The 25,611-nt window shown below is 55.8% G+C and carries 29 protein-coding genes; 11 read left to right on the top strand and 18 right to left on the bottom strand.

What is annotated here, in order from left to right; translation table 11 throughout:
- Positions 1 to 8 precede the first annotated feature (8 nt).
- A complete protein-coding gene (gene modA / locus ACOOFE_RS27335; protein WP_420412934.1) occupies positions 9 to 770 on the bottom strand; it encodes a molybdate ABC transporter substrate-binding protein in 762 nt (253 codons plus the stop codon).
- A gap of 68 nt (positions 771 to 838) precedes the next feature.
- Positions 839 to 2,449, bottom strand: a complete 1,611-nt coding sequence (locus tag ACOOFE_RS27330; protein ID WP_420412933.1) for a GMC family oxidoreductase — start codon at positions 2,447 to 2,449, stop codon at positions 839 to 841.
- A gap of 177 nt (positions 2,450 to 2,626) precedes the next feature.
- On the opposite strand from ACOOFE_RS27330, the gene ACOOFE_RS27325 reads away from it, so the two are divergent.
- Positions 2,627 to 3,097, top strand: a complete 471-nt coding sequence (locus ACOOFE_RS27325; protein ID WP_420412932.1) for a DUF1203 domain-containing protein — start codon at positions 2,627 to 2,629, stop codon at positions 3,095 to 3,097.
- 282 nt (positions 3,098 to 3,379) lie between these two features.
- On the top strand, positions 3,380 to 4,222 hold the full coding sequence (locus ACOOFE_RS27320) for an isocitrate lyase/PEP mutase family protein (RefSeq protein WP_420412931.1): 843 nt from the start codon (positions 3,380 to 3,382) through the stop codon (positions 4,220 to 4,222).
- 10 nt (positions 4,223 to 4,232) lie between these two features.
- Here ACOOFE_RS27320 and ACOOFE_RS27315 read toward each other — a convergent pair whose 3' ends face one another.
- Positions 4,233 to 5,096: an AEC family transporter gene (locus ACOOFE_RS27315; protein WP_420412930.1), complete on the bottom strand. Its 864-nt coding sequence runs from the start codon at positions 5,094 to 5,096 to the stop codon at positions 4,233 to 4,235.
- Between the two features lie 109 nt (positions 5,097 to 5,205).
- Positions 5,206 to 6,405 (bottom strand): citrate/2-methylcitrate synthase, encoded by a 1,200-nt coding sequence (locus tag ACOOFE_RS27310; RefSeq protein ID WP_420412929.1) that lies wholly within the window; start codon positions 6,403 to 6,405, stop codon positions 5,206 to 5,208.
- A gap of 46 nt (positions 6,406 to 6,451) precedes the next feature.
- On the opposite strand from ACOOFE_RS27310, the gene ACOOFE_RS27305 reads away from it, so the two are divergent.
- Positions 6,452 to 7,555 (top strand): citrate synthase/methylcitrate synthase, encoded by a 1,104-nt coding sequence (locus ACOOFE_RS27305; protein ID WP_420412928.1) that lies wholly within the window; start codon positions 6,452 to 6,454, stop codon positions 7,553 to 7,555.
- 107 nt (positions 7,556 to 7,662) lie between these two features.
- On the opposite strand, the gene ACOOFE_RS27300 is transcribed toward ACOOFE_RS27305, so the two are convergent.
- The gene (locus tag ACOOFE_RS27300) at positions 7,663 to 8,394 is read right to left on the bottom strand and encodes a tellurite resistance TerB family protein (protein WP_420412927.1); all 732 of its coding nucleotides are present in this window, start codon (positions 8,392 to 8,394) and stop codon (positions 7,663 to 7,665) included.
- Between the two features lie 138 nt (positions 8,395 to 8,532).
- Entirely contained in the window at positions 8,533 to 9,000 is a 468-nt protein-coding gene (locus ACOOFE_RS27295) for an Lrp/AsnC family transcriptional regulator (RefSeq protein WP_141184354.1), read from the bottom strand.
- A gap of 125 nt (positions 9,001 to 9,125) precedes the next feature.
- Between ACOOFE_RS27295 and hppD the strand changes: the two genes are divergently transcribed.
- Positions 9,126 to 10,238 carry a 4-hydroxyphenylpyruvate dioxygenase gene (gene hppD, locus ACOOFE_RS27290; RefSeq protein WP_420412926.1) on the top strand — a complete coding sequence of 371 codons (1,113 nt, stop codon included), beginning with the start codon at positions 9,126 to 9,128 and terminating at the stop codon, positions 10,236 to 10,238.
- Between the two features lie 76 nt (positions 10,239 to 10,314).
- Here hppD and ACOOFE_RS27285 read toward each other — a convergent pair whose 3' ends face one another.
- Positions 10,315 to 10,839 carry a DUF1772 domain-containing protein gene (locus tag ACOOFE_RS27285; RefSeq protein ID WP_420412925.1) on the bottom strand — a complete coding sequence of 175 codons (525 nt, stop codon included), beginning with the start codon at positions 10,837 to 10,839 and terminating at the stop codon, positions 10,315 to 10,317.
- Positions 10,840 to 10,849: 10 nt separating this feature from the next.
- Positions 10,850 to 11,239: a hypothetical protein gene (locus tag ACOOFE_RS27280; protein WP_420412924.1), complete on the bottom strand. Its 390-nt coding sequence runs from the start codon at positions 11,237 to 11,239 to the stop codon at positions 10,850 to 10,852.
- A gap of 85 nt (positions 11,240 to 11,324) precedes the next feature.
- On the opposite strand from ACOOFE_RS27280, the gene ACOOFE_RS27275 reads away from it, so the two are divergent.
- Positions 11,325 to 11,924, top strand: a complete 600-nt coding sequence (locus ACOOFE_RS27275; protein WP_420412923.1) for a TetR/AcrR family transcriptional regulator — start codon at positions 11,325 to 11,327, stop codon at positions 11,922 to 11,924.
- A gap of 29 nt (positions 11,925 to 11,953) precedes the next feature.
- Here the strand turns inward: ACOOFE_RS27275 and gshB are convergent, their stop codons facing one another.
- From gshB to rsmI, 3 genes are all read right to left on the bottom strand, one after another.
- On the bottom strand, positions 11,954 to 12,898 hold the full coding sequence (gene gshB / locus ACOOFE_RS27270; RefSeq protein WP_420412922.1) for a glutathione synthase: 945 nt from the start codon (positions 12,896 to 12,898) through the stop codon (positions 11,954 to 11,956).
- A gap of 109 nt (positions 12,899 to 13,007) precedes the next feature.
- Positions 13,008 to 13,394 carry a YraN family protein gene (locus ACOOFE_RS27265; protein ID WP_420412921.1) on the bottom strand — a complete coding sequence of 129 codons (387 nt, stop codon included), beginning with the start codon at positions 13,392 to 13,394 and terminating at the stop codon, positions 13,008 to 13,010.
- A 4-nt stretch (positions 13,395 to 13,398) separates the two neighbouring features.
- Positions 13,399 to 14,310, bottom strand: a complete 912-nt coding sequence (rsmI, locus tag ACOOFE_RS27260) for a 16S rRNA (cytidine(1402)-2'-O)-methyltransferase (protein ID WP_420412920.1) — start codon at positions 14,308 to 14,310, stop codon at positions 13,399 to 13,401.
- A 203-nt stretch (positions 14,311 to 14,513) separates the two neighbouring features.
- Here rsmI and ACOOFE_RS27255 point away from each other — a divergent pair, with 203 nt between their 5' ends.
- Together ACOOFE_RS27255 and coaBC are read left to right on the top strand one after the other, a co-directional pair.
- The gene (locus ACOOFE_RS27255) at positions 14,514 to 15,731 is read left to right on the top strand and encodes a penicillin-binding protein activator (protein ID WP_420412919.1); all 1,218 of its coding nucleotides are present in this window, start codon (positions 14,514 to 14,516) and stop codon (positions 15,729 to 15,731) included.
- Positions 15,732 to 15,761: 30 nt separating this feature from the next.
- Positions 15,762 to 16,988, top strand: coding sequence for a bifunctional phosphopantothenoylcysteine decarboxylase/phosphopantothenate--cysteine ligase CoaBC (coaBC, locus tag ACOOFE_RS27250; protein ID WP_420412918.1), 1,227 nt, complete (start codon positions 15,762 to 15,764; stop codon positions 16,986 to 16,988).
- Positions 16,989 to 16,990: 2 nt separating this feature from the next.
- On the opposite strand, the gene ACOOFE_RS27245 is transcribed toward coaBC, so the two are convergent.
- The 3 genes from ACOOFE_RS27245 to ACOOFE_RS27235 form a co-directional block, all read right to left on the bottom strand.
- Positions 16,991 to 17,776, bottom strand: a complete 786-nt coding sequence (locus ACOOFE_RS27245) for a DODA-type extradiol aromatic ring-opening family dioxygenase (protein WP_420412917.1) — start codon at positions 17,774 to 17,776, stop codon at positions 16,991 to 16,993.
- 159 nt (positions 17,777 to 17,935) lie between these two features.
- Positions 17,936 to 18,517 carry an OmpA family protein gene (locus ACOOFE_RS27240; RefSeq protein ID WP_141184345.1) on the bottom strand — a complete coding sequence of 194 codons (582 nt, stop codon included), beginning with the start codon at positions 18,515 to 18,517 and terminating at the stop codon, positions 17,936 to 17,938.
- Positions 18,518 to 18,539: 22 nt separating this feature from the next.
- Positions 18,540 to 18,959, bottom strand: coding sequence for a hypothetical protein (locus ACOOFE_RS27235; RefSeq protein ID WP_420412916.1), 420 nt, complete (start codon positions 18,957 to 18,959; stop codon positions 18,540 to 18,542).
- A 173-nt stretch (positions 18,960 to 19,132) separates the two neighbouring features.
- Between ACOOFE_RS27235 and dut the strand changes: the two genes are divergently transcribed.
- The 4 genes from dut (at position 19,133) to ACOOFE_RS27215 (ending at position 21,921) form a co-directional block, all read left to right on the top strand.
- Positions 19,133 to 19,582, top strand: a complete 450-nt coding sequence (dut, locus tag ACOOFE_RS27230) for a dUTP diphosphatase (RefSeq protein WP_420412915.1) — start codon at positions 19,133 to 19,135, stop codon at positions 19,580 to 19,582.
- A 24-nt stretch (positions 19,583 to 19,606) separates the two neighbouring features.
- Positions 19,607 to 20,266: an HAD family hydrolase gene (locus ACOOFE_RS27225; protein WP_420412914.1), complete on the top strand. Its 660-nt coding sequence runs from the start codon at positions 19,607 to 19,609 to the stop codon at positions 20,264 to 20,266.
- A 142-nt stretch (positions 20,267 to 20,408) separates the two neighbouring features.
- Positions 20,409 to 21,368: a cysteine synthase A gene (cysK, locus tag ACOOFE_RS27220; protein ID WP_420412913.1), complete on the top strand. Its 960-nt coding sequence runs from the start codon at positions 20,409 to 20,411 to the stop codon at positions 21,366 to 21,368.
- 7 nt (positions 21,369 to 21,375) lie between these two features.
- A complete protein-coding gene (locus tag ACOOFE_RS27215) occupies positions 21,376 to 21,921 on the top strand; it encodes a DUF2199 domain-containing protein (protein WP_420412912.1) in 546 nt (181 codons plus the stop codon).
- A 15-nt stretch (positions 21,922 to 21,936) separates the two neighbouring features.
- Here ACOOFE_RS27215 and speB read toward each other — a convergent pair whose 3' ends face one another.
- The 4 genes from speB to ACOOFE_RS27195 form a co-directional block, all read right to left on the bottom strand.
- Entirely contained in the window at positions 21,937 to 22,890 is a 954-nt protein-coding gene (gene speB, locus ACOOFE_RS27210; RefSeq protein WP_420412911.1) for an agmatinase, read from the bottom strand.
- Positions 22,891 to 22,945: 55 nt separating this feature from the next.
- Positions 22,946 to 23,524: a GNAT family N-acetyltransferase gene (locus ACOOFE_RS27205; protein WP_420412910.1), complete on the bottom strand. Its 579-nt coding sequence runs from the start codon at positions 23,522 to 23,524 to the stop codon at positions 22,946 to 22,948.
- 32 nt (positions 23,525 to 23,556) lie between these two features.
- Positions 23,557 to 23,874 (bottom strand): heavy metal-binding domain-containing protein, encoded by a 318-nt coding sequence (locus ACOOFE_RS27200; protein ID WP_420412909.1) that lies wholly within the window; start codon positions 23,872 to 23,874, stop codon positions 23,557 to 23,559.
- Positions 23,875 to 23,969: 95 nt separating this feature from the next.
- The gene (locus ACOOFE_RS27195; RefSeq protein WP_420412908.1) at positions 23,970 to 25,496 is read right to left on the bottom strand and encodes a YifB family Mg chelatase-like AAA ATPase; all 1,527 of its coding nucleotides are present in this window, start codon (positions 25,494 to 25,496) and stop codon (positions 23,970 to 23,972) included.
- Positions 25,497 to 25,611: the final 115 nt, after the last annotated feature.

Raw genomic sequence — 25,611 nt, 5'->3', positions numbered from 1 at the left:
GGGGAGGCTTAACTCCCCTTATCGGTCAAAAAGCTCAAGGAACGCAAGATCTTCGCAGCTTCCGGCCCCTTTAAGAATGCCAGAAATGCTTCCGCTTGCGGGTGACCGGCCGATTGAGTGAGGGCTGCTGGATACTCAATAACTGGATGGCTCTCAGCCGGCAGAACCGCCAGGACGCGGACGTCCGGCTCAATCGCGGCGTCGGTGGCATAAACCAGGGCAAGCGGCGTGTCGCCGCGGGCAGCAGAGGCCAGCGCTACGCGGACATTTTCCATCGGCGCGAGCCTGGTTTCGACATCACTCCAAAGACCCAATGTTTTCAAAGCTTCCCGGCCATATCGCCCGGCCGGGACCGTCTCCGGATCGGCCATTGCCAAACGTCCGTCCTTGAGGCGGGCAGCAATGCTCTCCTTCAAATAGTCAAAATCAGGGGCATCTTTGGGGCCGATAAGGACCAACCGATTGGAGGCAATCGTTTCCCGGGTTTCAGCTTGAACCGCGCCCCGGACAACCAAATAGTCCATCCAAATCGCGTCAGCCGAGACAAAGACATCCGCAGGCGCCCCAGCCTCGATCTGGCGGGCCAGCGTTCCGGTTCCGGCAACAGACACCGTCACCGGCGTGCCTGCTTCGGCTTCAAAGGCCGCACCAATTTGCATCATCGCCTCACTCAGGCTGGATGCTGCAAAAACAGTTAGCGGCTTTTGGGCAAGCACAGTCGCAGATTGGGCCAGAAAAAGAACAGCTGCGAATAAAACGCTTAGGCGCAATAGGGTGTCCTTCTCGATTTCACTCTTTCCGCTTTCTACGGATCGTGCTGTTCAAAACAAGTGGAGTTTTACCTATTTTGCCGGTCTTCTCTGATCATATCCGAGCCTTTTTCTGCGATCATGACGGTCGGGGCGTTGGTGTTGCCGGAGGTGATCGTCGGCATCACGGAGGCATCGATGACGCGAATGTTATCGAAGCCCCGCAAGCGCAGACGGTCATCAACCACGGACCCCTCATCAATCCCCATCCGGCAAGTGCTAACCGGGTGGAAAATCGTGGTGCCGATGTTACCCGCAGCCTTCACGAGCTCGTCTTCGCTGGAATAATCGATGCCCGGCAAATGCTCTTCCGGCTCATATTTTTTCATTGCCTTTGAGGCCATGAGTTTGCGGGTGAGCCGGATGGAATCGGCAGCCACGCGTTTGTCGGCCTCGGCAGACAGGTAATTTGGCTGGATCTCCGGCTGGGTACTTTTGTCCGGCGACGTGATGTGCACATGACCCCGGCTTTCAGGCCTGAGGTTACAGACACTTGTGGTCATTGCCGGGAAATCATGCAGCGGTTCGCCAAATTTGGTCAGCGACAGCGGCTGTACGTGATATTCGACATTGGCTGTTTCAAAGGACGGATCGGTCTTGGCAAAGACACCGAGCTGGCTGGGGGCAGATGACATTGGACCTGAACGTTTCAGAAGATATTCCAAGCCAATTTTGGCCTTGCCGGTCCAGCTGTTGGCCATTTTGTTCAGGGTCTTGGCGTTCTTGACTTTGTAGACCGGCCGGAGCTGCAAGTGATCCTGAAGATTTTCGCCGACGGACGGCAGAGCATGGCGCGTCTCGATACCGGCTTTTGCCAGAACCTCCGGATTGCCGATGCCAGAGAGTTCCAGTAGTTGCGGTGAGCCGATAGCGCCTGCAGCAAGAAGCAGTTCGCCAGAGATCGTCACTTTGGCCGGTTCGCCAGCAACTTCCAGATCAAGTGTGTTGGCGCGTCCATTTTCAAATTGGATCTGTTCAACATGGGCCTCGGTTAGGATGCTCAGGTTCGGCCGGTTTCGTGCCGGTTTCAAAAAGGCCTTCACCCCATTCCAGCGCAGACCGGATTTCTGGGTCACCTGGAAATAGGCCGATCCAAAATTGTCACCGCCGTTAAAGTCCCTGGTTTTGGGAATGCCATTTTCTTCGCAGGCATCGCGGAAAGCGTCGAGCAGTTCCCAGGAGATGCGCTGTTCTTCAACCCTCAGGTCTCCGCCCTGGCCGTGGAGGTCATTGTCCCAGGCATAGTGATCTTCAGATTTTCGGAAATAGGGCAGGACATCGTCCCAGCCCCATCCGGCAAGACCAAGCTGGCGCCAGTGATCGTAATCCCAGGCCTGGCCGCGCATGTAGATCATGCCGTTGATGGAAGAACAGCCTCCGAGCACCTTGCCGCGCGGATAAAGCAGCGAGCGGCCATTCAGGCCTTTGTCAGGCGCCGTGGTAAACCCCCAGTCCACACGCGGATTGCCAATGCAATAGAGATAGCCGACGGGGATATGCACCCAGATGTAATTGTCGCGTTTGCCGGCCTCCAAAAGCAGGACTTTGACGTCCGGGTCTTCCGACAAACGGTTGGCCAGAACACATCCGGCGGTTCCCGCGCCAACAATCACGTAGTCCCAAGCACCCAGGTCGCGCATTTTTCCTCCCACAACTGTTGCCGGTGATGGAGGCACGGACTGACCAAACGGTCAAGTCAGCCGGATGGTAAAAGACTTCATATGTCCGGGTGGATTTATTCTGACCGCTCGCAAATCGGGTCGTGTTTGTTTTCCAGGGTTTCTAGTGTCCTCTCACACCACAAGAGGACAAGGTTCATGTTTCAAATTCAACCACTCGCAGCAGATCAATTTGCCGATTTGAATGGTTTTACCGATGAAGAATTGGCCGCTCGGGACATTCAGGTCCACATCTCTGATGGCGGTTTTCCCTGCCGTGTTTCGCTGGCCGATGCTGCTGCGGGCGAACGTGTTTATTTGCTCAACTTCGAACACCAGCCCGGCAAGTCGCCTTACCAGTCACGCCATGCGATTTTTGTGAAGGCCGGAGCAGAGGAAAGTCACCCTGAGCCCGGTAAAATTCCGGCATCGATTATCAGCCGTCTGCTGTCGGTTCGGGCTTTCAATTCCCGGCATGAAATTGTCGATGCAGATGTAGCCGAAGGAACCGAGGCAAACCAGACAATCAATAGCTTTTTCGAAAATCCGAAGGTGGACTACATCCACTTACATTATGCCAAACGCGGGTGTTTTGCTGCGAAGGTGACACGGCTGGACGCTTGGACCTAATGGATCCAATTCGACATTTGAATCCCGTTTGCGGATGAGCTCTTTTTCAAATGTCAAATTCAAAAGCTCTACTAGAAACATAGACTTGGCTAGTGGTTTTTAAGACCCCAACATTTGCAAGAATGAGTGTGCGTCACGGGGATGCAAATGTTGGTGTCAAACCACTAGGCACACTAAAAAACAAAGAAGTGGTGCGGCATTTTTGTCAGAACTGGAGCTTGTCACGCCGCTTCTCACAGTTATCGGCTATAGTTGATGTCTAACAGGTACGGGAGAACATCAATGGTCACTGCCGCACAACGCCGTTCTGCTTTCAAAGCCCTCCATGAAACTCGAAAAGCCTTTCTTATGCCGAACCCCTTTGACATCGGGTCGGCCCGTATACTCGACGGCATGCGTTTTGATGCCATCGCAACCTCCAGCGCAGGATTTGCCTGGGCGCAAGGGGTGAAAGACGCCGAAGGCCTTGTCTCCAGAGATGAGGCGCTGGCTCATGCAGCTGATATCATTGCGGTCACCAGCCTACCGGTGAATGGCGATCTGGAAAATGGTTTTGGCGACAGTCCGGATGATGTCGTGGAGACGATCAAAGGAGCCATTGAAGTCGGCCTAGCCGGCTGTTCCATTGAAGACTATTCGCAAGATCCGCAGCACCCCTTTTATGCGCTCGACCTCGCGGTGGAGCGGATCAAGGCCGCCAGCGATTACATTGCCCGTGAAGCGCCTGATTTTGTTCTGACAGCCCGCAGCGAGGGGCCTGTCAAATCGGATCATGAACTCGAAATGACCATCAAACGTCTGAAGGCCTTTGTTGAGGCGGGGGCGGATTGTGTTTATGCGCCGATGCTGAAAGACAAAGCCCAGATTTCAAGAGTCTTAAACGAGGTCGATGCACCGTTAAACATTCTCGCCGGGCGCAAGAATTTCCATCTTACCCGTAAGGAACTGGCTGACCTTGGCGTCGCCCGCATTTCCATTGGGTCTGGTCTCGCCCGGCTGGCCTATAGCACCTTCACAGCTGCCGCCGAAGACATGAAGGACGGGGGTTCGTTTGGCTGTTTTGACCGGGAAGAGACTGCAGAAACACCGGTAAACTTTGAAGATTTCATGAAAGCGAGGCTGTGAAGCGGCCCGGTCAAGACGTGGCCCAGTAGGTCAGGACCAGAGGCAGTGTAACCAAGGTCAAAACAGTCGAGACAAAAATGAACCCGGCAACTGCCGCTGCCTCCTCTCCCGGCCTGTGCTGCTGGACTGCCAGATAGGTCGCGACCGATGGCGGCATGAAGCACAGCAGTATAATGGTTTTCTCCTGTATGACGCTGAGAGACAGTCCATGGGTTAATGCAAAGGCCGCCACTGCCGATAAGAAAATATGCAATAAAGACAACAAGAACGCGCGTTTGACGTGTCCGAATTTCAACGTCGCCAAGCTGTGTCCAAGCGTAAGGAGCATGATCGGGATGGCAAGACCACCGAGAATCGTCATGGCCTGATCGACCGGTTCGGGCAGGGACCAGCCGGTGTCCATCAGAATCAGGGAAACAATGACCGCGTAGATGACCGGTTGGCGGGCAAGTGTCTTGAGGTCTGCCTTTCCCATCGGCAACGCATACCCGACCGTAAAGATGGCTGACAGCACAACGACCACAAATCCCATCGCAACAGCCGCGCCCTCGGCGCCAAAGGCAAGCGTTGACACGGGCAGGCCGATATTGCCGACATTCGAAAGGATCATGGGTGGCAGGAATGACCGGATGGGCAAACGCATCGCTTTAAGTGCCACAAAGCCCAGCGTGCCGAAGATTGCAATCATCATCGCGGCAGCAAGCAGAATTGTCAGAAATGCACCGATCTCGATGTGATCCTTGGCAAGATGCGACAGGACCAGGGTTGGATAACCGACATTCGAAACGAGAGCCCCGAACAACTTGCGGTCATAGGGCGCCTTCAGAACAGCCAGTCCATACCCGAGCAACACGCACAACAGGACCGGCAGCATAACATTTATCGTGTATCCAAAAACTGCACCCAACACCGGACCTGTACGCTTTGATCAACCAATGTATCGACGGTAGCTGGTCTGCGGGACGCAATGCAATGGCCGCCGGTCAGGATGCGCTGATCCCAATATAGGTCGCCCTTGGCCGGATCTGTTCCTGGGCACCATATTGTTCCAAGGCATGCGCAATCCAGCCAGCCATGCGGCCCGCACAGAAAATGATTTTGCCGCTATCTTTGGGCAATTCATAAGTCTTTTGCATGGCTGCAAGCGCGAAGTCGATGTTGGGAAAGAGACCGAAGAGATCCTGGCCAGCTTTCAGGATCACCGGCAGCTGCTGGACGAACGGATGATCCGGTTCACTGGCCATCAAAGTGGTCAGCAGCCAATGGCTGCGCGGATCCTTGTCGGTATAAATCTTGTGGCCAAATCCAGGCAGCGTTTCGCCGCGGGCGAGCCGGTCAGCGATCAGCGATTCAACGTCTGTCTCCGGCGTAATTTCGGCCATCCAAGCGTCGGCTCGTCCGGAGGCGGCCCCGTGACGGGGACCAGAAAAAGCACCAAGGCCAGACAGAAGGGCGGCATGCAACGGCGCGCGGGTAGATGCGGCGCACCGTGCGGCAAACGTACTGGTGTTGAGTTCATGATCTGCCGACAACACCAGGGCTGCACGGATCAGATGTTTTGCTTTCGAGGAAACGCCAAAAGCCTGCGCGATTTGGGTATGAACCGGAATGGTTTTTGGGTCGGTCTTCAGAAGCGCGGCGACGCCGTAGCGCAACAAAGCTGCGCCCTTTGTCTGCAGCAGTTTGGGGGATTGGGTATGGGCTGCCTTGTCCTGTAAAGGCCAGGCGGCGAGTGCCATCATCACCCGGTCCAGCGGGCCGAGCCCGTCAGGCAGCGCTGGCGGGGCCAGTGGCGCTGGATCGGCAAAAGGATCATGATCGCAACCCCAAAGCAGTGTGGCGACGCTTTCCAAAGTGGCATATTCCGCCAAATCAACAGCCGGCCGTCCCCGGTAAATCGCGCCATCTTGCGAAATCATCGTCAATTCGGTTTCCAGAACCGGGTCGCCAGTCAAAGGACGCGTTCCGGCCGGTTCTTCAAGGGCCCTCCGGCCTTTCAGCCGCCGGACATCGGCCGCGTCATATCGGCGCTGTTTTCCTGCACCGGCCACGGAAGAAATCATGCCCCGGCTGACATAGGCGTAAAGCGTTGCCGGCTGAACACCGAGTTCGGCGGCAGCTTCCTTGGCGGACAGATAGATCGGCTTGTTCATATATTGATTGTATTTATCAAGATTGATCAATGCAAGCCCATCTCCTTATCTGGTGGCGATAAAAAAGGAGATGATTATGACAAAAGCGCCCAATCCCGGCACTTTGACGGCCGATCCGATCGCGGGTCTTGAAGGTGTTGTCGCCGCTCACACGAGCTTAAGTGATGTCGACGGCCAAAATGGCCGCTTGATCTTACGCGGCAAACAAATTGAAGATCTGGCTGGCAGGGTCTGGTTCGAAGAAGCGGTTTTGCACCTCTGGCATTCTTATGTTTTCAGCGACATTGACGAACTGAAACATGCGTTTGGCATTGTCCGCCAGGCAGCATATTCGGTCGTGCCAGTCATGGAAGCGGCCTCGGAGGGGTTGGGTGTATATGAGCGCATGCAGCTGGGCTTGGCAGCAATGCCCATTTCCAAGGACCGACCGCAAGCAGTAACGATCAGCGGCGCACTCCCGGTGTTTTTGGCTGCGGCTTATCAGATTTCTGAAGGCAAATCTGCAATTGCCCCGGATCCGCAGCTGAGCGTCGCCGAAGATTTGTTGCGCATGTTGAAAGGTGAAGAGCCTGATGCAGATCATGTCGCGGCGCTTGACCGGTATCTGGTGACAATCCTCGATCACGGCCTCAATGCCTCGACCTTTACTGCCCGTGTCATCGGCTCGACCGAAGCAGAAATGAAGCAGGCCGTTCTCGGCGCAATAGGCGCCTTGAGCGGGCCTTTGCACGGCGGTGCACCCGGGCCGGTTCTCGATATGATCGACGCGATTGGCCGTCCGGAAAACGCGGACAAATGGATTTCCGACGCTCTTTTACGCAAAGAACGTTTGATGGGGTTTGGTCACCGGATCTACCGGACCCGCGACCCGCGGGCAGATGTCTTGAAAGCGGGATTGAAAAAACTGGGCACCAATAATCCAAAGGTTCAATTGGCCGAAGAGATTGAGGCCGCGGCACTTGCCGCGCTGCGCAAAGCCAAACCGGACCGGGCGCTGGATACCAATGTGGAGTTTTATACCGCCGTGCTATTGGATGCGATTGGTATCGACCGGACCCTGTTCACACCACTCTTTGCCACGGGCCGGACCCCTGGTTGGTGCGCCCACGTGATGGAACAGCAAGCCAACGGCAAATTGATCCGCCCCGCATCCGTTTATGTCGGGCCGCAGGCGGAATAATTTTCTGTTCGCGATACTAATGGGGCAGTCCCGGCCTTGAGCCGGGTTCACATTTTTCGCGGTTGGCCCCGGATCGGTTTCCGGGGCCGGGCGAAGCGTTGTGCGAGTTACCCTGCCATTTCCGCTTCACGGACAGCCAATTCAATCTCGTTGATCAGCCCCTCTTCCAGGCCAAGCCGGGCGGCCAGCATCTGAAGGTAGGCTTTTTCAGCCGGATGGTCCGGATCGATCGCAAGTCGGGATGCGGCATAAATCTCAGCCGCGGATTCCGGACAAGACGCGCTCGCGACCACTTTGTCGAGATCGAGCGGTGAGCGCAATTCGTCCATCAAAAACGCCTTGGCTTCGCTATCAAGACCAGCTTCATCAATCTTGTCGAAGATCCGGTCCTGTTCGTCCCGGTCAATGTGCCCATCAGCCTTTGCTGCGGAAATCATCGCGGTCAGCAAATTGATCGCAAACTGATTTTCGCCACCTGGCTGCTGCGCCGGATCAAAGGCCGTGCCGCGTGGAGCTTCTACGGGGATCGGCTCATGATCCGGATAGGTCGGGCGCGGCGCATTTTGTTTGTTGGCTTGGTGGCCCTGATAAGCCTTGTAGGCAAGGCCTGCGACCAATGCGAGGCCGCCGTAAGTCACGGCTTTACCACCGAGTTTCCGGCCGGTTTTTGTGCCCAGCATTAGACCGGCAAGACTGCCGAGGGCCAACCCTCCGCCTTGTGAAGAAAGAAAATCCTTGCCTTGGGACAGGAGGTCACCAGACCCGCTCTGACGGGAGCGGCCATTTTGGCTCCCCTGGCTTCCCAGAAATTGATCCAGCAAGGACTTTGCATCAAACATCTTTGGCTCCCTATGTCCCAAATGGACGATATCATCGGTCTTTCACATGGGATTTTAGTCCCTTTGCGCAAGTCCACGCGACAAAAGATTACAGTTTAGCCTTTCCCTTTTCAGGACAACTTCCAAGTGACGACAGGACTATGTCAACGGCAGCAGATTGTTGTCTTTCAAGGTTTCCATGGCGATGGAAGACCGGACATGGTGCACCGGTTCCTGCGGCAACAGTTCGTCATTGATAATGCGGCTTAAGGATTTGAGATCCGGAACCACGACCTTCAACATATAGTCGACATCACCGGTCAGCGTGTGGGCTTCTTGCACTTCCGGCATGGCTTTCACCATATTGCGGAATTTTCGGGCATTCTCGCGGGTATGAGCACCTAGTGTCACACCGACAAAAGCCGTGACCATAAATCCCAGGATTTCAGGGTTCAGATCTGCGCGGTAACGGCGGATGGTCCCACTGTCTTCCAATTTCTGACGCCTGCGCGAAACCTGGCTTGCCGACAGGCCAATCGTCTCGCCAATCTCGGCGTTTGTCGCCGCGGAGTTCTCCTGAAGAGCGGCAAGCAGCTTTATGTCAAAGGCATCCAGTGCAACAGTCATGCAATATTCCCTAATCTGATGCATGTTTTGCGCGCCACTATACGGAATATCACGCAAATTGCACACAACCTGCGCAACCTCCCGGGCATTCTAGGTCCAACTGTTATCCAAGTGGAGGATCAACTATGGGACCCTTTCCGCACGATGCGCCGCCCGCGCAAATCACGCCAGAAAATCCAGCCGGTACTGACGGCTTTGAATTCGTCGAATTCGCCCACCCAGAACCGGAAAAACTCGACGCCCTGTTCCGCAAGATGGGGTATGTGCCGGTCGCCAAACACAAGACCAAAGACATCACCCTCTATCGCCAGGGCGACATCACCTATGTGCTCAATGCCGAACTTGGCAGTCACGCTATGCGGTTTGTCGAGGAACATGGCCCCTGCGCCCCGTCCATGGCCTGGCGGGTGGTCGATGCGCAAAAAGCTTATGATCATGCCATAGCTAAAGGCGCAGAGCCTTATTCCGACAACGACAAAACCCTGAATGTTCCCGCGATCAAGGGGATTGGCGGATCACTGCTCTATTTCATAGAAGCCTATGGCGACAAAGGATCAGCTTACTCGGAAGAATTCGACTGGCTGGGCAAGGTCGATCCAAAACCTGAAGGCGTTGGTTTTTATTATCTCGATCACCTCACACACAACGTCTATCGCGGCAACATGGACAAATGGTGGGATTTTTATCGCGACCTCTTCAATTTCAAGCAGATCCACTTCTTTGACATCGATGGCCGGATCACTGGCCTTGTCAGCCGCGCGATTACGTCGCCTTGCGGCAAAATCCGCATTCCGCTGAATGAATCCAAGGACGACACCAGCCAGATCGAAGAATATTTGCGCAAATACAAAGGCGAAGGCATTCAACACATCGCGGTGGGAACCGATGACATTTATCCAAGCACGGATCAGCTGGCCGCGAACGAACTGAAATTCATGCCCGGCCCGCCGGAGACCTACTACGAAATGTCCCACAAACGGGTGAACGGACATGAAGAACCGATCGAACGCATGAAGCGTCACGGCATCCTGATCGATGGCGAAGGGGTCATCGACTGCGGCATGACAAAGATCCTTCTACAAATTTTTTCCAAAACCGTAATCGGACCTATCTTCTTTGAATTCATTCAAAGAAAAGGCGATGAAGGCTTTGGCGAAGGAAATTTCCGGGCGCTTTTTGAATCAATTGAGGAAGATCAGATCCGCCGGGGTGTTCTAACAACAGAGGCTGCCGAATAGGGCCCCTCTATTGCATTGTCTAAGCACACACCTTTGCCCTCACACGTCAGTGTGAGGGTTTTTTGTGCCACTGTTTTCACAATCGCGAACTTGCCGGTTCGATTTCGGTGCCGCGAAGAAACAGGAAAGCTGCGCCAGTCAACATCAGGCAAATAGCGCTGGCGATTGTCCGAACGCCGTTCCAAAACTGCCAAGTCCCAGAGTAGTTTTTCCAAACAGTGTCAACGGATCCTGCAACCTCGGAAGTACGGATCTCCGCTAGAGCTTCATTCATCGGCACGTTGACCATGGCTGTCGGGAAAAACGCCCCGCCCAGATAGACTATAGCGGCGAGTAAAAAGGCTAAACTGGCTGTGCGCCGACCAGACTTGGACGCCACAAAAGCGGTTATCAGCAAGACAAGCGGCGTTCCGAAAAACGCCGGGGCGAACGCCGCATTGCGGACCGCGGCATTCATGGCTTGCATCGCTGCAATAGCAACTGACGGGGCGGCGGCATCTAAGCCCCACATAACCGAGCAAAACCAAGCGTAGAAAAATCCGAAAATCGCGCCGCACAACACCAATGATGCAAATGAGAGCGGATAAAGCGCGTGTTTCATCACTAGGCCGTCAAACAGTTTGGGTGGCTGCGGTGCTCGAATGTCGAGGGGACCGGAACAATTGTACGCCTAAAACCACTACGGCTGCCTGCGCGGTCACGACTGCTGGCCAAATCAAACCGATTTGCGCATCGAAATACTTCTGGGGACCGAAAGAAACGAGCGCGAGAACGGCAGCCAGGCCAGACAGAATGCGACCGGCCTTCGTTGATGCCGGCCCAAGGATCAGGGCAGCCATTGCAGCTGAAACGGCGGCACCGATGAAGGGCCCGATTCCGAAAAACGGCGTTGAGACTGGAGGATGCGGGGACACTCCAGCGTAGAGCGACATCAGCATAACAATTTGCAAAACAATCAGCGTGGTCAGGGCAGCGGCGGCGGTCCGGTCGGGGTTTGGCATCATCATCTCCAAAAGCGTAATTTGGATTACGGTTGCACATATCCGTAATTCGAGTTACGGATATTGTCAACACTGGGGAAGGCACATGCGTGAAGAAAATCGGCTGCGGCGGCAGGCTCAAATCGAACAGGCAGCCTATGAAGTCCTTGAAAAAAAGGGATATGCCGGAACATCCGTGCAAGGAATCGCCCGCGCAGCGCGAGCGTCCAATGAGACGCTCTATAAGTGGTACGGTGACAAAAAAGGGCTCTTCAAAGCGCTGGTCGAGCGCAACACCGAAGATGTCAAAGGCCTGCTCGAGACGGACCTCTCCTCTAACACCAGTGCCTTTCAGACACTCGAACACCTCGGACCAAGACTACTAAATCTTGTTCTTGGGGACCGCGCCGTTGCCCTCAACCGGGCAGCTGTCGCCGACGCGTCCGGAGATTTGAGCGAAGCCATAGCCCTATCGGGGCGGGAGGTTGTCTTTCCTTTGATTGCAAAAGTTCTGGAGGACGGCCGGGAAAAGGGTGAATTGATCTACGACAGTTCAGATGAGGCAGCTGCGCTCTATATCAATTTGCTGATTGGGGATCTTCAGATCCGCCGCGTCATCGGACGCCTGCCTGCGCCTACAGAAGACTTCTGCCACGAAAGGTCGGCAAGAGCCGTGAAGTATTTGCAGAGGTTGCTCAAAGCCTAACTGCAATCAACGGCTATACTCAGACCGCCTTAACGCGAAACCTTCGCTTCCAGAACATCCCAGACCCGGGCCGCAACATCCGGGCCGCCAAGATTCTGAATAGCGCGAATGCCGGTTGGGGCGGTGACGTTGATTTCTGTCAGCATGCCGTCGATCACATCAATGCCAACCAGGATCAGGCCCTTTTCGCGCAAGGATGGCCCGAGCCGCGCACAGATTTCCCGTTCGCGCTCGGTCAGATCACTGTCTGTCGGCGCACCGCCGCGCACCATGTTGGAACGCAAGTCTCCTTCGGCCGGCACCCGGTTGACCGCGCCGGCAAATTCGCCATCGACCAGCAAGATACGCTTATCGCCGTGTTTCACATTCGGCAGGAACTGCTGGATGACCCAGGGTTCGCGGAAAGTCGCATCAAAGAAATCATACAGCGAGCCATAATTGAGATCGTCTTTGGTGATCCGGAACACCGCCGCACCGCCATGGCCGAACAGTGGTTTCATGACGATGTCGCCAAATTCCTCTCGAAAGAGATCGATTTCCGCCCGGTCTTTGGTGATCAGGGTCGGTGGCATTAAATCAGGAAATTCGGTGACGAACAGCTTTTCCGGAGCATTACGCACTTCCGTCGGATCGTTCACCACCAAAGTGTCCGGATGGATCTTGTCCAGGATATGCGTTGCCGCGATGTAAGATAGATCGAACGGTGGGTCTTGCCGCATCAAGACCACATCGATGTCCCGCATGTTAAACCGCTGCCTGTCGCCAAGCGTGAAGTGATTGCCTTTTTCATCGCGCACAGTGACCGGTTCCAGTGCACAAAAGACTTCATCGCCGCGCATCGCCAGCCGGTCGGGCGTGTAGTGATACAATTCATGACCACGTTTCTGAGCTTCCAGCATCATGGCAAAGGCGCTGTCACCGGCAACGTTGATGCTTTCGATATGGTCCATCTGGACCGCGACTTTTAACGGCATAGGCCACTCCCGGCGGGGCGCTGATTATTGAAGTCAATCGCGCGAAGGGACAAAGGGATCAGTAGCCGCAGATATGCGGTTGCGCTGGCAGTTTGTCTAGAGGGCGTGTTCAGCCGTTAGCCTCAAACGCACTCACGATCCGCTCTGGCAAGGCCCAGGGGCGAATGACAATCACATCAAACCGGAGTGTGAAAAACCCAGCTTTTGGGTGCTCGGAGACAAAAATCTTTGCAGCCCGCACGATCCGTTTTTGGCTCGCGGGCGTGACTGCTTCCAGAGCGGCTTGCCGCGTTGTCCGGGCTTTCACCTCAACAAAGGCGACCGTCTTGCGCTTTTTGGCGATCAGATCGATTTCGCCGGCCTTGGTTTTGTACCGCTGTTTCAAGATCCGCCAGCCGGTCAACCGCAAATACCAGGCGGCGTAACTTTCCGCAGACAGTCCAAGCGCATAGGCTTTGCGGCGGCGCTGCGTAACTTTGCCTGGCCGCTCCGTCATGACCTTAAGACCCGGATTTCAGATCAAGGGCACGCTTGTACACTTCATCCCGGTCCAGACCCGTTGCCTTGGCGACCTGCTTTGCCGCTTTGCTCACCGGCATATCTGCAAGTGCTTCCTGCAAGAGGCTGTCGAGATCTGCTGCGTCCTCATCCGGCTTTTCCTCCGGCGGTCCAACCAAAATCACGATCTCGCCCTTAACGGTCTGATCGGCAAACCTCTCGGACAATTCTGCCAGTGTGCCGCGCTCAAAGGTCTCGAACCGCTTGGTCAGTTCGCGGGCCACCACCGCCTCCCGGGTCTCACCCAGAACATCCGACATGAGGGAAAGTGTTGCGCCGGTCCGATGGGGCGATTCAAAAAAGATCAGCGTGGCCGGTGTCCTGGCCAGTTCTTCCAGACGTTTGGTCTTGGGGCCGTTTTTCTGCGGCAAAAACCCGGCAAAAAGAACGGTATCACTTGGCAGCCCGGCGGCAACAAGCCCGGCTAGCGGTGCGGACGCGCCTGGGATCGGGATGACTTTGTACCCGGCGGCCACAACATCGCGCACGAGCCGATAGCCTGGATCGGAAACCAGTGGAGTTCCGGCATCCGAAACCAGCGCAACAGCATTCCCTGCTTCCAGTTCACGCATGATCTTGGGGCGTTGCTTCTCGGCATTGTGCTCGTGATAGGCGAGCAATGGTGTTTTTAAAGAAAATTTTTGGGTCAATGTCGCTGTGACCCGTGTGTCCTCACAAGCGATTACGCTGGCCGCGGCCAGGGTTTGGAGTGCGCGGACAGTAATGTCGCCCAAATTCCCGATTGGTGTTGAAACAATATAAAGCGCCGGCTCTAGATTTGGCGCGGTAAAACCATGTTCAGAGAGGCTGTAGCGGTTCTTGCCTCCGCTTCTGTCGCCCGTATCTGCCACCATGGCTGTTCCTTTCACGCCTATTGGACCCCGTTCGTTTATCCTGACGGTCAGGTCCTTTTCCTTGCGCTACCTGCCGGACACACGCAATGCAAGGCAAATCCACCATTCATGTTGGCTTAGAGCTTTGAAACATCCCTGAAAACTGGACAGCGCATTCGTTAATCCGTAAGTCTTTTGAGAAAGGGTGGATGGAATTCTGACACATGGATGATACGGGCACCGTCAAACGGTATCGCAGACGCATATTCTTGAAAACGGCATTGGCCAGCGCAAGCGCATTGGCGCTCACCGGCTGCCTTGGATCTTCACTTGGAACCTTACCGGGCGAACAGATCCAGCCAGGTGCGCAGCCGGAGGTCACCGGCGAAGTGATCGGCACCGGTACCGTGCGTGTTGGACTTCTGCTGCCATTGTCTTCGAGTGGCGGAAACTCCGCCATTGGCACAGTGTTTAAGAACTCGGCCGCTCTGGCCCTGCAAAACTTCCCGAACTCCGATGTTCAGCTGCTGGTTAAGGACACCGGCGGGACGGCAGAAGGCGGACGGGCAGCCGCCCAAAAGGCGATCTCAGAAGGGGCTGAATTGTTGCTGGGCCCGGTCTTTGCACCGGCCGTCTCCGGTGTGGGTGCTGCCGCTCGGGCGTCAGGCGTGCCGGTCATCGCCTTTTCAACCGACACCTCCGTCGCGTCCAGGGGTATCTACCTCTTGAGTTTCTTGCCGGAAAGTGACGTTAGACGCATCATCGGCTATGCCAGCAGCCAGCAAAAACGCTCCTTTGCCGCGCTGTTGCCAAACGATTCGTACGGCAGTGTTGTCGAAGCCGCCTTCCGCCAGGAAGTCGGCCGAGCGGGTGGTCGGATCGCCACTATTCAGCGCTACCAGGCCACCGGCTCCGACACTTCAGATCTAAAAGCCAAGGCAGCCGGGCTGCAACGGTCCCTCAACAGCATCGATGCCTTGTTTGTTCCGGCGGGCGGTCCCGTGCCTGGTGTGGTGATGCAAGCCCTCATGGGCCTGAATGCGGACATCGGCCATATCAAACTGCTCGGCTCCGGCCAGTGGGACACGCCGCAGATCAAAAACAATCCAATCCTGACAGGGGCCTGGTTTACCGGACCGGAAAACAGCGGGTTCAATGGCTTTGCTCAGCGCTATCAGCAGACCTACGGGTCTCCACCACCGCGCAATGCCAGCCTTGTCTATGATGGTGTCACATTGGCCGCGGGCCTCATCCGTTCAGCAGGACCGCAGCGCTTCCAGCCGCGCATCCTGACCAACAAGGATGGTTTCCTCGGAATCGATGGCCTGTTCCGCTTCAAGGCCAACGGTCTAAATGAACGCGGTCTGGCTATTTATCAGGTCACCGGATCAGGTAGCCAGGTTGTCGCTGCAGCTCCAAGAGACTTCCGGTCCGGGTTTTAAGAGCAAGTGAAGTTTCAGGAGTAGGCGCCGATGCTGAACGGCAAGCAGATAGTGCTGATCATCAGTGGAGGGATCGCCGCCTATAAGTCGCTGGATCTGATCCGGCGCCTTAAGGAACGTGGCGCGCGGGTTATTCCGGTGATGACGGGAGGCGCACAGGAGTTTGTCACGCCGCTCGCAGTCGGTGCGCTCAGCGCGGAAAAAGTCTATTCAGACCTGTTTGACCGGGAAGATGAACATGACGTTGGCCATATCCGGTTGGCGCGTGACCATGATCTTGTTCTGATTGCGCCAGCCACCGCCAATCTGATGGCCAAAATGGCCCACGGCATCGCCGATGATCTGGCGACCGCTGTCCTCTTGGCAACAGACAAACCGGTACTGACGGCGCCGGCAATGAATCCCAAAATGTGGCAAAACCCGGCGACATTGAAAAACGTCGAAATGCTGAAAGAGCGCGGCGTCCAGTTTATTGGTCCGGCAACCGGCGAAATGGCTGAAAAAGGCGAGGCCGGTGTCGGTCGGATGAGCGAACCTTTGGAGATTGTGGCCGCCTCCGAAAGGCTTTTCCGGGATCAGGCTGTTTTGAGCGGCACACTGCCCTTGGCAGGACGTCATGTGTTGATCACCTCTGGGCCAACCCATGAGCCGATTGATCCTGTGCGTTACATCGCCAACCGGTCATCCGGTAAACAGGGGCATGCATTGGCCGAAGCGGCCTATGCGGCGGGCGCCCGAGTGACACTCGTGTCTGGGCCAGTGACCATTCCCGATCCGGGCCATGTGACCACAATACATGTTGAATCAGCTGCCGAAATGATGGCGGCCGTTGAAGAAAATCTCCCGGCCGATATTGCGATCATGGCCGCCGCCGTTGCTGATTGGCGGGTGGTGTCGGAAGGCGCCCAAAAAATCAAAAAAGACGGCAGTGGCAAACCGCCAGGCCTGGAGCTCACCGAAAACCCGGATATTTTGAAGACCGTCGGCCACCACGAAACACTGCGGCCTCCGCTCCTGATCGGCTTTGCCGCCGAAACTCAAGACCTCATCAAAAACGCGACCTCCAAACTGGAGCGAAAACGGGCTGATTGGATTGTCGCAAATGATGTCAACCCGGAAACCGGGATCATGGGCGGGGATGCCAATACAATCCGCCTGGTCAGCGCAGAGGGCGTTGAGGACTGGCCAGCGATGGACAAAAAGGCTGTTGCCCGCCAGCTCATAGAGCAGGCGGCGGAAGTCTTAAATCGCAAATAAAACTAAGCGAACCGGAAATAGCTCATACTAATGGAGCCATATTCATAACTGCGGTGCATCAGCTCCGGTTTTGCACCCGAACCAGCCGCTCCAAACGGAAAAAACAGTGGTAATAGATGTTCTTCTGTCGGGTGGCTCTGGCGGAAGTCCGGAATCGTCTCAAGATCCTCAAAATACGTAATCGATCCGCTTTCAAGGCCCTTTTCAAGCCAGGCATCGAAGCGGATTGCCCAATCGGGCGCCCTACCGCGGTCAGGGCCAATCGCCCGCAAATTGTGGATCGTGCTTCCGGAGCCGACGATCAAAACACCCGTTTTTGCTAACGAGGCAAAAGCTTTGCCGAGATCATGAACGGTTTTCGACGTGCTGTTGAATGGCAGGGACACCTGAACCACGGGGATATCAGCGTCTGGATAAGCCAGAGACAGTGGCACCCAGGCGCCATGGTCGAGCCCATGGTCATCATCCAGTTTGGCGAAAAGTCCTGCTCCGACCAATGTATTCATGACCTCAGCCACAGCATTTGGTTCGGCAAAGGCCGGATAAGTAATCTCGTAAAGATCGGGCGAGAACCCACCAAAGTCGTGATAGGTCCGCAGTGGTCCTGGCGCGGACATTTTGAGGTCCGGCGTTTCCCAATGGGCGGACAGGATCAAGATAAAGCGCGGGCGGGGCGTAGACTTGCTGAATCCCTTCAAGAACCGGCTCGCCGGTGTATCCCGAACAGCGAGCGTCGGCGCCCCATGGGCAAAAAAGACAGGAGGAATTGTCTCTTGTTGATCCGGCATTCAGGTTCTCCATTCATGTGGCCAATGGCGATTAAACGCTTGGCCCTTGTTGGAGATAGATTGTTCTGACCACTTGAGAAGTGCCGGAGGAATTGACGGATCGTTTCAAAAACAAGGACAATGAAGGGTGTGAGCGGAGACCGCCCACACCTGCCAAACCTATTTATACCCCATGTTGATCAGCTGCACCCGGCGGTTCACAGCAGCTTCCGGATTGGCCGGATCGCGCAACTGCTCTTCACCCAAGCCCACTGCGAAAAGGTTGGAACCAGGAACTTGGAAGGTGGTCACCAACGCTTCCCGAATGGCCTGAGCTCGTCTTTGCGAGAGCTCCAGATTGTATTTCCGATCTCCCTTGGCATCGGTATGACCAACAATGAAAAACGTCTGGCCCTGCAGATACGGCGTATGGAGCGCATCTGCGATCAACCCTACAGCCTCGTAAGATTCTGGCCGGATACGGGCAGAATCGAAATCAAACGTGATCTCAATGACAAACTGGCGCAGGGAGGCAAGTTGCTGATACATCGGGATTGTTTGCGGCGAATTCGCGCCAGGATATTTCTGAATGTTTTCAAGTGCCGCCCGCTGTAGATCGCTCGCACTCACTTCAACTTTCTGCTGAGCACCTTGAAGCGAATTGATAATCTGGTTGCGGCTGAGTTCAGTTTGAGCAGTCGCACTGGCTGCCGAAAATGCAAAGGCACAAACAGCCGCACCGGCAAATAACAGGTTTTTCATAAATATCTCCTGGATGTACGGCTTAGCGGTAACCGGCGAGGTCAATGGCGGTATTGCATTTGTTGCTGACGGAGGGTTGTGCCTTCAAAAGACAGCGCAGAACATGGCCCGCGCCTTGTTTGACGCCCTGGCAAAGCTGAGCGGCATCGCGCGAACAAATCTCCGGGGCCGCAGCCTGTGCAGCAAGCCGCTCTTGAATGAGTTTTGCAACAACCGCCCGGTCCGCATTGCATTTCTGGGAAATCTTCGCTTGGTTTTTGTCCAGGCATTGGCCAATGCCGTTGTTTGCAAGCGTTGCCGACTTGCAGTGTTTGTCGATGTCCTTGCCGCAGCTAACCGCAAGGATACTAATCGCATCGGCAAACCCCACCGTCTGCGACTGGGCGGTCCAGCCCCCCGCCAATAAAAACGTCACTGCAAGTATGCTTCTCAAATAATTCATAATTCCGGGTCTCCCAGCTCAATCAGCATTCCGATACGGAAGATCATTTCAGGACAGCGTAACAGCTTCAAGTAGGGGATTGATATTTTTCGTCAAACACTCTCCGGAGGTGCTTTGCTTGACAGGCGCGGCCGAATATCGTCAACCGGTTGGGCAATTATCAAGGACGATCGATGACCATCAAACTTGAATTCAAACGGCTGGATCATGGCAGGGACTTGCCGCTGCCGGCTTATCAAAGTGACTTGGCAGCAGGAATGGATCTGCTGGCAGCCGTTGAAGAGGCAGTCACGCTAAAGCCTGGTTCCCGCGCTCTGGTTCCAACAGGTCTTGCGATGGCTCTTCCAGCCGGGTTTGAAGCACAGGTCCGGCCACGCTCGGGGCTTGCCGCCAAACATGGGGTCACGGTGTTGAACACACCGGGCACAATCGATGCCGACTACCGGGGAGAGGTTAAAGTCATCCTTATCAATCTCGGCGACAGCGATTTCCAGATTGCCCGGGGCGACCGTATTGCACAGATGGTGATCGCGCCGGTGTTGCAGGCCGATATTCAAGAAGTCGACCTCTTGTCCGAAACCGATCGCGGGGCAGGCGGCTTCGGCTCGACCGGCCAACGCTGACGCAACGCCTACAAGGACGATCATATGCAGCCGGGTCTGGTGATTTTCGATTGCGATGGTGTTCTGGTGGACACCGAGCGTATGGTCAACGCCAGCCTAGCGGAAATGGTGAGCGAGCTCGGGTATCCGATCACCGGGCCGGAATGCCAACGGCGTTTCATGGGGCGAACCTTGGAAAATGTAAAAGAAATGGTCGAACAGTTGACCGGCTCTAAACTTTCCGAGGATTGGCCCGATCAAGTTCGAACGCGCGATCTGGAAGTGTTCAAAGCCGGTGTTCCAGCCATTCACGGTGTTTCTGAGGTGCTGGATGATCTCGATTCGCGCCAAGTGCCATATTGCGTTGGCTCGTCCGGTAAGTACGCCAAGATGCGCGCCACTCTTGGCAGCTCCGGCCTGTTGCCGCGTCTGGCGGGAAAGCTCTATTCGGCCGAAGATTGTGCTCAGGGCAAACCGGCACCGGATGTGTTTCTTCTGGCCGCCAAATCCATGGGCTTTCAGCCGGATCGCTGTGTGGTGATCGAGGACAGCTTGCCGGGTGTGCAAGCGGCCAAGGCGGCCGGCATGGCAGTTTTTGCGTTTGTCGAGGATCCGTCCTGCGACCGGGAGGCTCTTGCGCGCGCCGGAGCAACACTGTTTGAAGGCATGTCTGAGCTTCCGGCGCTGCTGTTTTCTAAGTCTTGAACATTTGGCGAAAAGACGTTTCTCCAAGCCGCTTTGATCTAAACATTCTGCCCCTTAAAACTCTGAGTTTACCGTACTATCTTAGCTGCCAACCAAAGACATGTGCTGCCTGCACACCACTCATCCTATCTGGGAGACTGCCATGACAAAGAAGACGCATGGGCGCGGAAAGATCTATTCCTCGATCACGGACACCATCGGCGATACGCCCTTGGTTCGTCTGGACCGGCTGGCGGAAGCTCATGGCGTCAAGGCAAACCTTCTTGGCAAATTGGAATTCTTCAACCCGATCGCCAGCGTCAAGGATCGGATCGGTGTCGCCATGATTGAATCCATGGAACAAGCCGGAACGATTGAGCCGGGCAAAACGACATTGGTGGAGCCGACATCTGGGAACACTGGCATCGCCCTGGCCTTCGTCGCAGCGGCCAAAGGCTATCGCCTTATTCTGGTGATGCCAGAGACCATGTCAGTCGAACGGCGCAAGATGTTCAAGATCCTGGGTGCGGAGCTGGAATTGACCGAAGGTGCCAAGGGTATGAAGGGCGCCATCGCTAAGGCTGAGGAACTCTTAGCTGAAATCGACGGCGCTGTGATGCCGCAGCAGTTTGAAAACCCGGCAAACCCGGAAATTCACCGCAACACAACGGCCGAGGAAATCTGGAACGACACGGACGGTCAAGTCGATGCCTTCGTCTCCGGCATCGGTACCGGCGGCACCATCACAGGCGTGTCTCAGGTGCTAAAAGCGCGCAAGCCGGATCTTCATGTCGTCGCCGTTGAGCCGGCCGACAGCCCAATTCTTTCTGGTGGCCAGCCTGGCCCACACAAGATCCAGGGAATCGGCGCAGGTTTTGTTCCGGGCGTACTCGACACTGGCGTGTTTGACGAAGTGATCACTGTTGCAAACGAAGATGCGTTTGCCGCAGCCCGGGATGTCGCCGCCAAAGAAGGCATTCCGGTCGGCATTTCTTCAGGCGCTGCGCTGACGGCCGCCGTCAAGATCGGTCAGCGGGATGACATGGCCGGTAAAAACATCGTGGTGATCATTCCGTCCTTTGCCGAGCGCTATCTCTCAACGGCCTTGTTTGAGGGTCTCTGATCAAAAAATGACAGTAACGATCGACAGCTCTTCGAAACGCTTTGTTTTCCGTTGCCCTGAGTGCAACGAAATTCACGAAGGAGGACCGTCGTTTGCGACTGAGATGCCGTTTAATGCACATGTGATTCCCGAAGACGAGCGTGAAGAACGCATTCGCCTCGGGAGCGATTTGTGTATCATTGACGATAGAGAGTTTTATATACGCGCTACGTTAGAACTCCCTATCGCAGAATGCGAAGAAACGTTTCTTCTTGGTGTTTGGGTATCGCAAAGTGAAGAGAATTTCCGCCGATATGTGGAGACCTTCAATGAAGACCAAAGCGGCGACGGATCTTTCGGTTGGTTGCCGGTAACTTTCCCCGGATACAAAATTGACGATAGCGAAGTCGTAAGCCTGGCAACCGATGTTTACTGGGGCAAAGAGCGGCCCGAGGTTGTCATACATCCTGATCAAGAACATGAGTTGGCAACAGACCAAATAGAAGGGCTGGCTTGGGACAAAGCTGTACGGCTTACAGTCCTTATGCTCCACTCAAACAACGCCGAGACATAAACTGTATAAACACACCTACCGGTGATGCAATATCCGGCCGATGGTGTTCATCAGAATTTGCGCCGCCAGAACGCTGGTGACGCCAGCTGGATCATAATCCGGGGCAACTTCCACCAGATCCAGGCCGACGATCTCGCCGCGTTTGGCCAGCCCATCGATCAATTCCAGCACTTCATAATAGAGAAACCCGCCGTGACTGGGTGTGCCGGTGCCCGGCGCAATGGACGGATCGAAGGCGTCGATGTCCAGCGTCAGATAATAGCGTTTTCCTTCCGGGATCCGGGCAAGCAGCCCCTCAGTGCCCAGCTTTCGGGTTTGCCGGACCGACTGAATGTCCGAGCCCATATGCCGGGCGGCTTCATAACCATCCCTTGCCGTTGAGGAAACATTGCGGATGCCGATTTGGGTCAGGCCCGTCACATAGGGTTTTTCTGCCGCCCGGCGCATTGGATTACCATGCCCGTACCGGACGCCGTGCCGCTCATCGACAAAATCCAGATGAGCATCAATCTGCACAACATGGATTGGCTCTTCATCATCAAAGGCGTTGATACAGGGAATATTTATCGAATGATCACCGCCGAGCACGACGGGCAGCGCCCCGGCTTTCAGAATTTTCCGGACACCAAATTCGACGCGTTTGTGACTTTCGACCGTGTCCGTGTGGACAATATCTGCATCCCCCAGATCGACGATCCTTGTGGTTTCATCGGCCAGATAAGTGACATCGTCTTCAAAATCGTAAGCGCCTGCATGGCCAAAGGAAAACAAGGTCGAGGCTTCGCGGATGGCCCTTGGACCCATTCGAGCTCCGGAGCGCCACTGGGTGCCAAAATCGAACGGCGCGCCCAGAACTGCGACATCAGCATCAATCGCATCCCAATCGGGCTGATGGGGGTACTTGCCAAATGTGCAAATACCGACAAAGGGCAGGTTCAGCCGCCCGCTTTCATATCCATGGGATGTCATGAAACGCTCCAGGTAGTTTGTCTGACCGGAGCTTCCCGCGTGAACCGTGAGCTCGTCAAGCCGGGGTCACAAGCTTTTCCATTCTGGTGGCGGAGGAAAAGCCGAACACATGTTTCAAAGGTCCGGTCTCTTCTGTTTCGGTGGCGGCAAACCCGCAGCGCTCATAAAGTGCCCGGGCCCGTGGATTGGTGTCGATCACATCGAGCCTGACTTTGCTGCATCCCTTCACGGCAGCCGTTTCGCAAACCGCCTCCAACAAAGCCGTCCCGATACCAAGGCCACGGGCTTTTGCGCTGACAAAGATGCCGTCCATCAACAGAAGCCCCGGTTCCGGGTCCCGCTCTAATAGATCTAAAACAAGTCCCCGCCACAAACCTCCCAAAACGCCATAAACCGCCATCATGTCCGACAGTCCACCGTCGACCAAGCCGCCATTTTCCGTCTTGTATCCCGCCATTCCCAACAGCCGGCCGTCTCCGGTGACAGCGCTGAGTGCATAGTTCGGATCCAGCAGCCGCGAAATCAGAGCTAGTGCCTTATCTTCGGGAGAAAGCACTTTGCCGAGTTTGCCGGAAAACGCCTGCCAGAAGAGACGTGCTGCGGCGTCCCTTTGATCTTTTGGAAACCCTGGCACTATGTGAAAGTTTTGGGAGCCGCTGTCTGGCATCAGCGAATGTAGACAGCGGTTCCAGTGGCGCTGACCATCAGCATGGAGCCGTTTTGGCCGACAGTTTCATAATCGAGATCGACACCGATCACCGCATTGCCGCCCATGGCCTGCGCCCGCTGGCACATTTCATCCAGTGCAATCTGCCGGGCCCGGGCGAGTTCTTCTTCATAGGCGGCAGAGCGGCCGCCAACGATGTCCCGGATACCGGCAAAAAGGTCTTTGAAGATATTGGCACCAAGGATCGCTTCCCCTGTGACCAGGCCTTTGTAATCGAGATCTTTGCCCTGAACGGTTGGGGTTGTGGTGACCAGCATCTTTGTCCTCCAATATCTTCGAGTATCGGTTAGGACATGGGATGACGCCGCGACAAATGCAAGGAAGGTCAGCTGGTTAAAGGCCTTGGTAGTCTTCAAGCTGCCCGGCGCGACAGATCCTGACCCCGGTAGCTGAGCGCTTCGGCAAGATGAATACGAGCGACCGTTTCAAGGCCGTCAAGATCGGCGAGTGTGCGCGCAAGTTTCAAGACCCGGTGATAACCTCTTGCCGATAACTGCAAGGTATCCGCAGCCTCACGCAGGAAGGCAAGGCCCTTGTCGTCCGGTTGCGCCATCTGCTCAACGATGGACGCAGGTGCTTGCGCATTTGTGCGGGCGGCAACACCGAGATCAAAAAACCGTTGTTCCTGGATTTTTCTAGCGGTCAAAACGCGTTCGGCCACGTGGGACGAGGGTTCGCTCTCCGCCGGACCGATCAAATCGGAGGCGGTGACGGCTGGAACTTCTATCCGAAGATCGATTCGATCCAGAAACGGACCGGAAATCCGGGATTGATATTCGGTGACACACCGTTCGCCGCGCCGGCATTGATGGCCGGGTTCTCCGGCATGGCCGCAGCGGCAGGGGTTCATGGCGGCAACCATCTGTATGCGCGCTGGATAGGTCACCCGGTGATTAGCCCGGGCAATGATCGCCTCACCGGTTTCCAGCGGCTGGCGCAGGCTGTCGAGCACCTGCGGGATGAACTCAGGCAGTTCGTCCAGAAACAAAACGCCATTGTGGGCGAGCGATACTTCGCCCGGTTTGGCGCGCAAGCCTCCGCCCACAAGCGCGGCCATGGACGCCGAATGGTGCGGTGCCCGGAACGGCCGCCGGTCAGACAGTTTGCCGTCCGCCAGTTCTCCAGCCAGCGAGGCGATCATGGAGACTTCCAGAAGCTCGCGCGGGGTAAGCGGTGGCAGGACAGATGGCAGGCGGCTTGCCAGCATGGACTTGCCGGAGCCAGGCGGGCCAACCATCAGCAAGTTATGGCCGCCAGCCGCAGCGATCTCCAGCGCGCGTTTGGCGCTTTCCTGCCCCTTCACATCGGCAAGATCGGGAATTCCATCCGGCTCACCGCGCAATTTTGCCGCCGGGCGGGACAACACCTGTGTCCCCTTAAAGTGATTGGCGAGCTGGATAAGCGAACGCGGCGCCAGAATGTCCATCTCGCTGTCTGCCCAGGCTGCTTCGCCGCCGCTTTCAGCTGGGCAGATCAGGCCTTTTTCCAGCGCATTGGCGCCCATGGCCGCAGGCAGAACACCTGCGACTGGCGCCAGAGTGCCGTCCAAAGCCAGTTCTCCGAGAATGACATAGTTTTCCAAGAATTCCGCCGGGATGGCGCCAATCGCGGCCATCACCCCAAGGGCAATCGGCAGATCGTAGTGCGAGCCTTCTTTCGGCAGGTCTGCCGGAGCGAGATTGACGGTGACCCGTTTTGCAGGAAGCGCGAGGCCGGAGGCAGAGAGTGCCGCGCGCACCCGTTCCCGGCTTTCGGCGACCGCCTTGTCCGGTAGGCCGACGATCATGAAGGCGACCATACCCGGACCGACATGCACCTGCACATCGACCGGAACAGCCTCAATGCCTTGGAAAGCCACTGTGGTCACGCGGCTGACCATATCGCTCCTCCTAATGATTGAACAAAACGCTATTGCAATTTATGGGAGAGAGCAAGGTGCGAACACAATTCATCTACCCAGCGTCGGTGCTTTACAGCTTTGTTGCCTGCAGTTG

The sequence above is a fragment of the Roseibium sp. genome, assembly GCF_965216085.1.
Classification (GTDB): domain Bacteria; phylum Pseudomonadota; class Alphaproteobacteria; order Rhizobiales; family Stappiaceae; genus Roseibium.
This window is presented reverse-complemented; position numbering and strand designations above follow the sequence as displayed.

Excerpts from the sequence above, each read along its gene's own strand:
- ACOOFE_RS27255 (WP_420412919.1), top strand. The coding sequence starts at position 14,514 with ATGGATGATACGGGCACCGTCAAACGGTATCGCAGACGCATATTCTTG.
- rsmI (WP_420412920.1), bottom strand. The coding sequence starts at position 14,310 with ATGGTGGCAGATACGGGCGACAGAAGCGGAGGCAAGAACCGCTACAGC.
- ACOOFE_RS27285 (WP_420412925.1), bottom strand. The coding sequence starts at position 10,839 with ATGAAACACGCGCTTTATCCGCTCTCATTTGCATCATTGGTGTTGTGC.
- ACOOFE_RS27240 (WP_141184345.1), bottom strand. The coding sequence starts at position 18,517 with ATGAAAAACCTGTTATTTGCCGGTGCGGCTGTTTGTGCCTTTGCATTT.
- ACOOFE_RS27200 (WP_420412909.1), bottom strand. The coding sequence starts at position 23,874 with ATGCTGGTCACCACAACCCCAACCGTTCAGGGCAAAGATCTCGATTAC.
- cysK (WP_420412913.1), top strand. The coding sequence starts at position 20,409 with ATGACAAAGAAGACGCATGGGCGCGGAAAGATCTATTCCTCGATCACG.
- ACOOFE_RS27325 (WP_420412932.1), top strand. The coding sequence starts at position 2,627 with ATGTTTCAAATTCAACCACTCGCAGCAGATCAATTTGCCGATTTGAAT.
- ACOOFE_RS27245 (WP_420412917.1), bottom strand. The coding sequence starts at position 17,776 with ATGCCGGATCAACAAGAGACAATTCCTCCTGTCTTTTTTGCCCATGGG.
- ACOOFE_RS27265 (WP_420412921.1), bottom strand. The coding sequence starts at position 13,394 with ATGACGGAGCGGCCAGGCAAAGTTACGCAGCGCCGCCGCAAAGCCTAT.
- ACOOFE_RS27315 (WP_420412930.1), bottom strand. The coding sequence starts at position 5,096 with ATGCTGCCGGTCCTGTTGTGCGTGTTGCTCGGGTATGGACTGGCTGTT.
- ACOOFE_RS27330 (WP_420412933.1), bottom strand. The coding sequence starts at position 2,449 with ATGCGCGACCTGGGTGCTTGGGACTACGTGATTGTTGGCGCGGGAACC.
- coaBC (WP_420412918.1), top strand. The coding sequence starts at position 15,762 with ATGCTGAACGGCAAGCAGATAGTGCTGATCATCAGTGGAGGGATCGCC.
- gshB (WP_420412922.1), bottom strand. The coding sequence starts at position 12,898 with ATGCCGTTAAAAGTCGCGGTCCAGATGGACCATATCGAAAGCATCAAC.
- ACOOFE_RS27235 (WP_420412916.1), bottom strand. The coding sequence starts at position 18,959 with ATGAATTATTTGAGAAGCATACTTGCAGTGACGTTTTTATTGGCGGGG.
- speB (WP_420412911.1), bottom strand. The coding sequence starts at position 22,890 with ATGACATCCCATGGATATGAAAGCGGGCGGCTGAACCTGCCCTTTGTC.
- ACOOFE_RS27215 (WP_420412912.1), top strand. The coding sequence starts at position 21,376 with ATGACAGTAACGATCGACAGCTCTTCGAAACGCTTTGTTTTCCGTTGC.
- ACOOFE_RS27295 (WP_141184354.1), bottom strand. The coding sequence starts at position 9,000 with ATGACTGTTGCACTGGATGCCTTTGACATAAAGCTGCTTGCCGCTCTT.
- ACOOFE_RS27280 (WP_420412924.1), bottom strand. The coding sequence starts at position 11,239 with ATGCCAAACCCCGACCGGACCGCCGCCGCTGCCCTGACCACGCTGATT.
- hppD (WP_420412926.1), top strand. The coding sequence starts at position 9,126 with ATGGGACCCTTTCCGCACGATGCGCCGCCCGCGCAAATCACGCCAGAA.
- ACOOFE_RS27300 (WP_420412927.1), bottom strand. The coding sequence starts at position 8,394 with ATGTTTGATGCAAAGTCCTTGCTGGATCAATTTCTGGGAAGCCAGGGG.
- dut (WP_420412915.1), top strand. The coding sequence starts at position 19,133 with ATGACCATCAAACTTGAATTCAAACGGCTGGATCATGGCAGGGACTTG.
- ACOOFE_RS27275 (WP_420412923.1), top strand. The coding sequence starts at position 11,325 with ATGCGTGAAGAAAATCGGCTGCGGCGGCAGGCTCAAATCGAACAGGCA.
- ACOOFE_RS27305 (WP_420412928.1), top strand. The coding sequence starts at position 6,452 with ATGACAAAAGCGCCCAATCCCGGCACTTTGACGGCCGATCCGATCGCG.
- ACOOFE_RS27320 (WP_420412931.1), top strand. The coding sequence starts at position 3,380 with ATGGTCACTGCCGCACAACGCCGTTCTGCTTTCAAAGCCCTCCATGAA.
- ACOOFE_RS27195 (WP_420412908.1), bottom strand. The coding sequence starts at position 25,496 with ATGGTCAGCCGCGTGACCACAGTGGCTTTCCAAGGCATTGAGGCTGTT.
- ACOOFE_RS27225 (WP_420412914.1), top strand. The coding sequence starts at position 19,607 with ATGCAGCCGGGTCTGGTGATTTTCGATTGCGATGGTGTTCTGGTGGAC.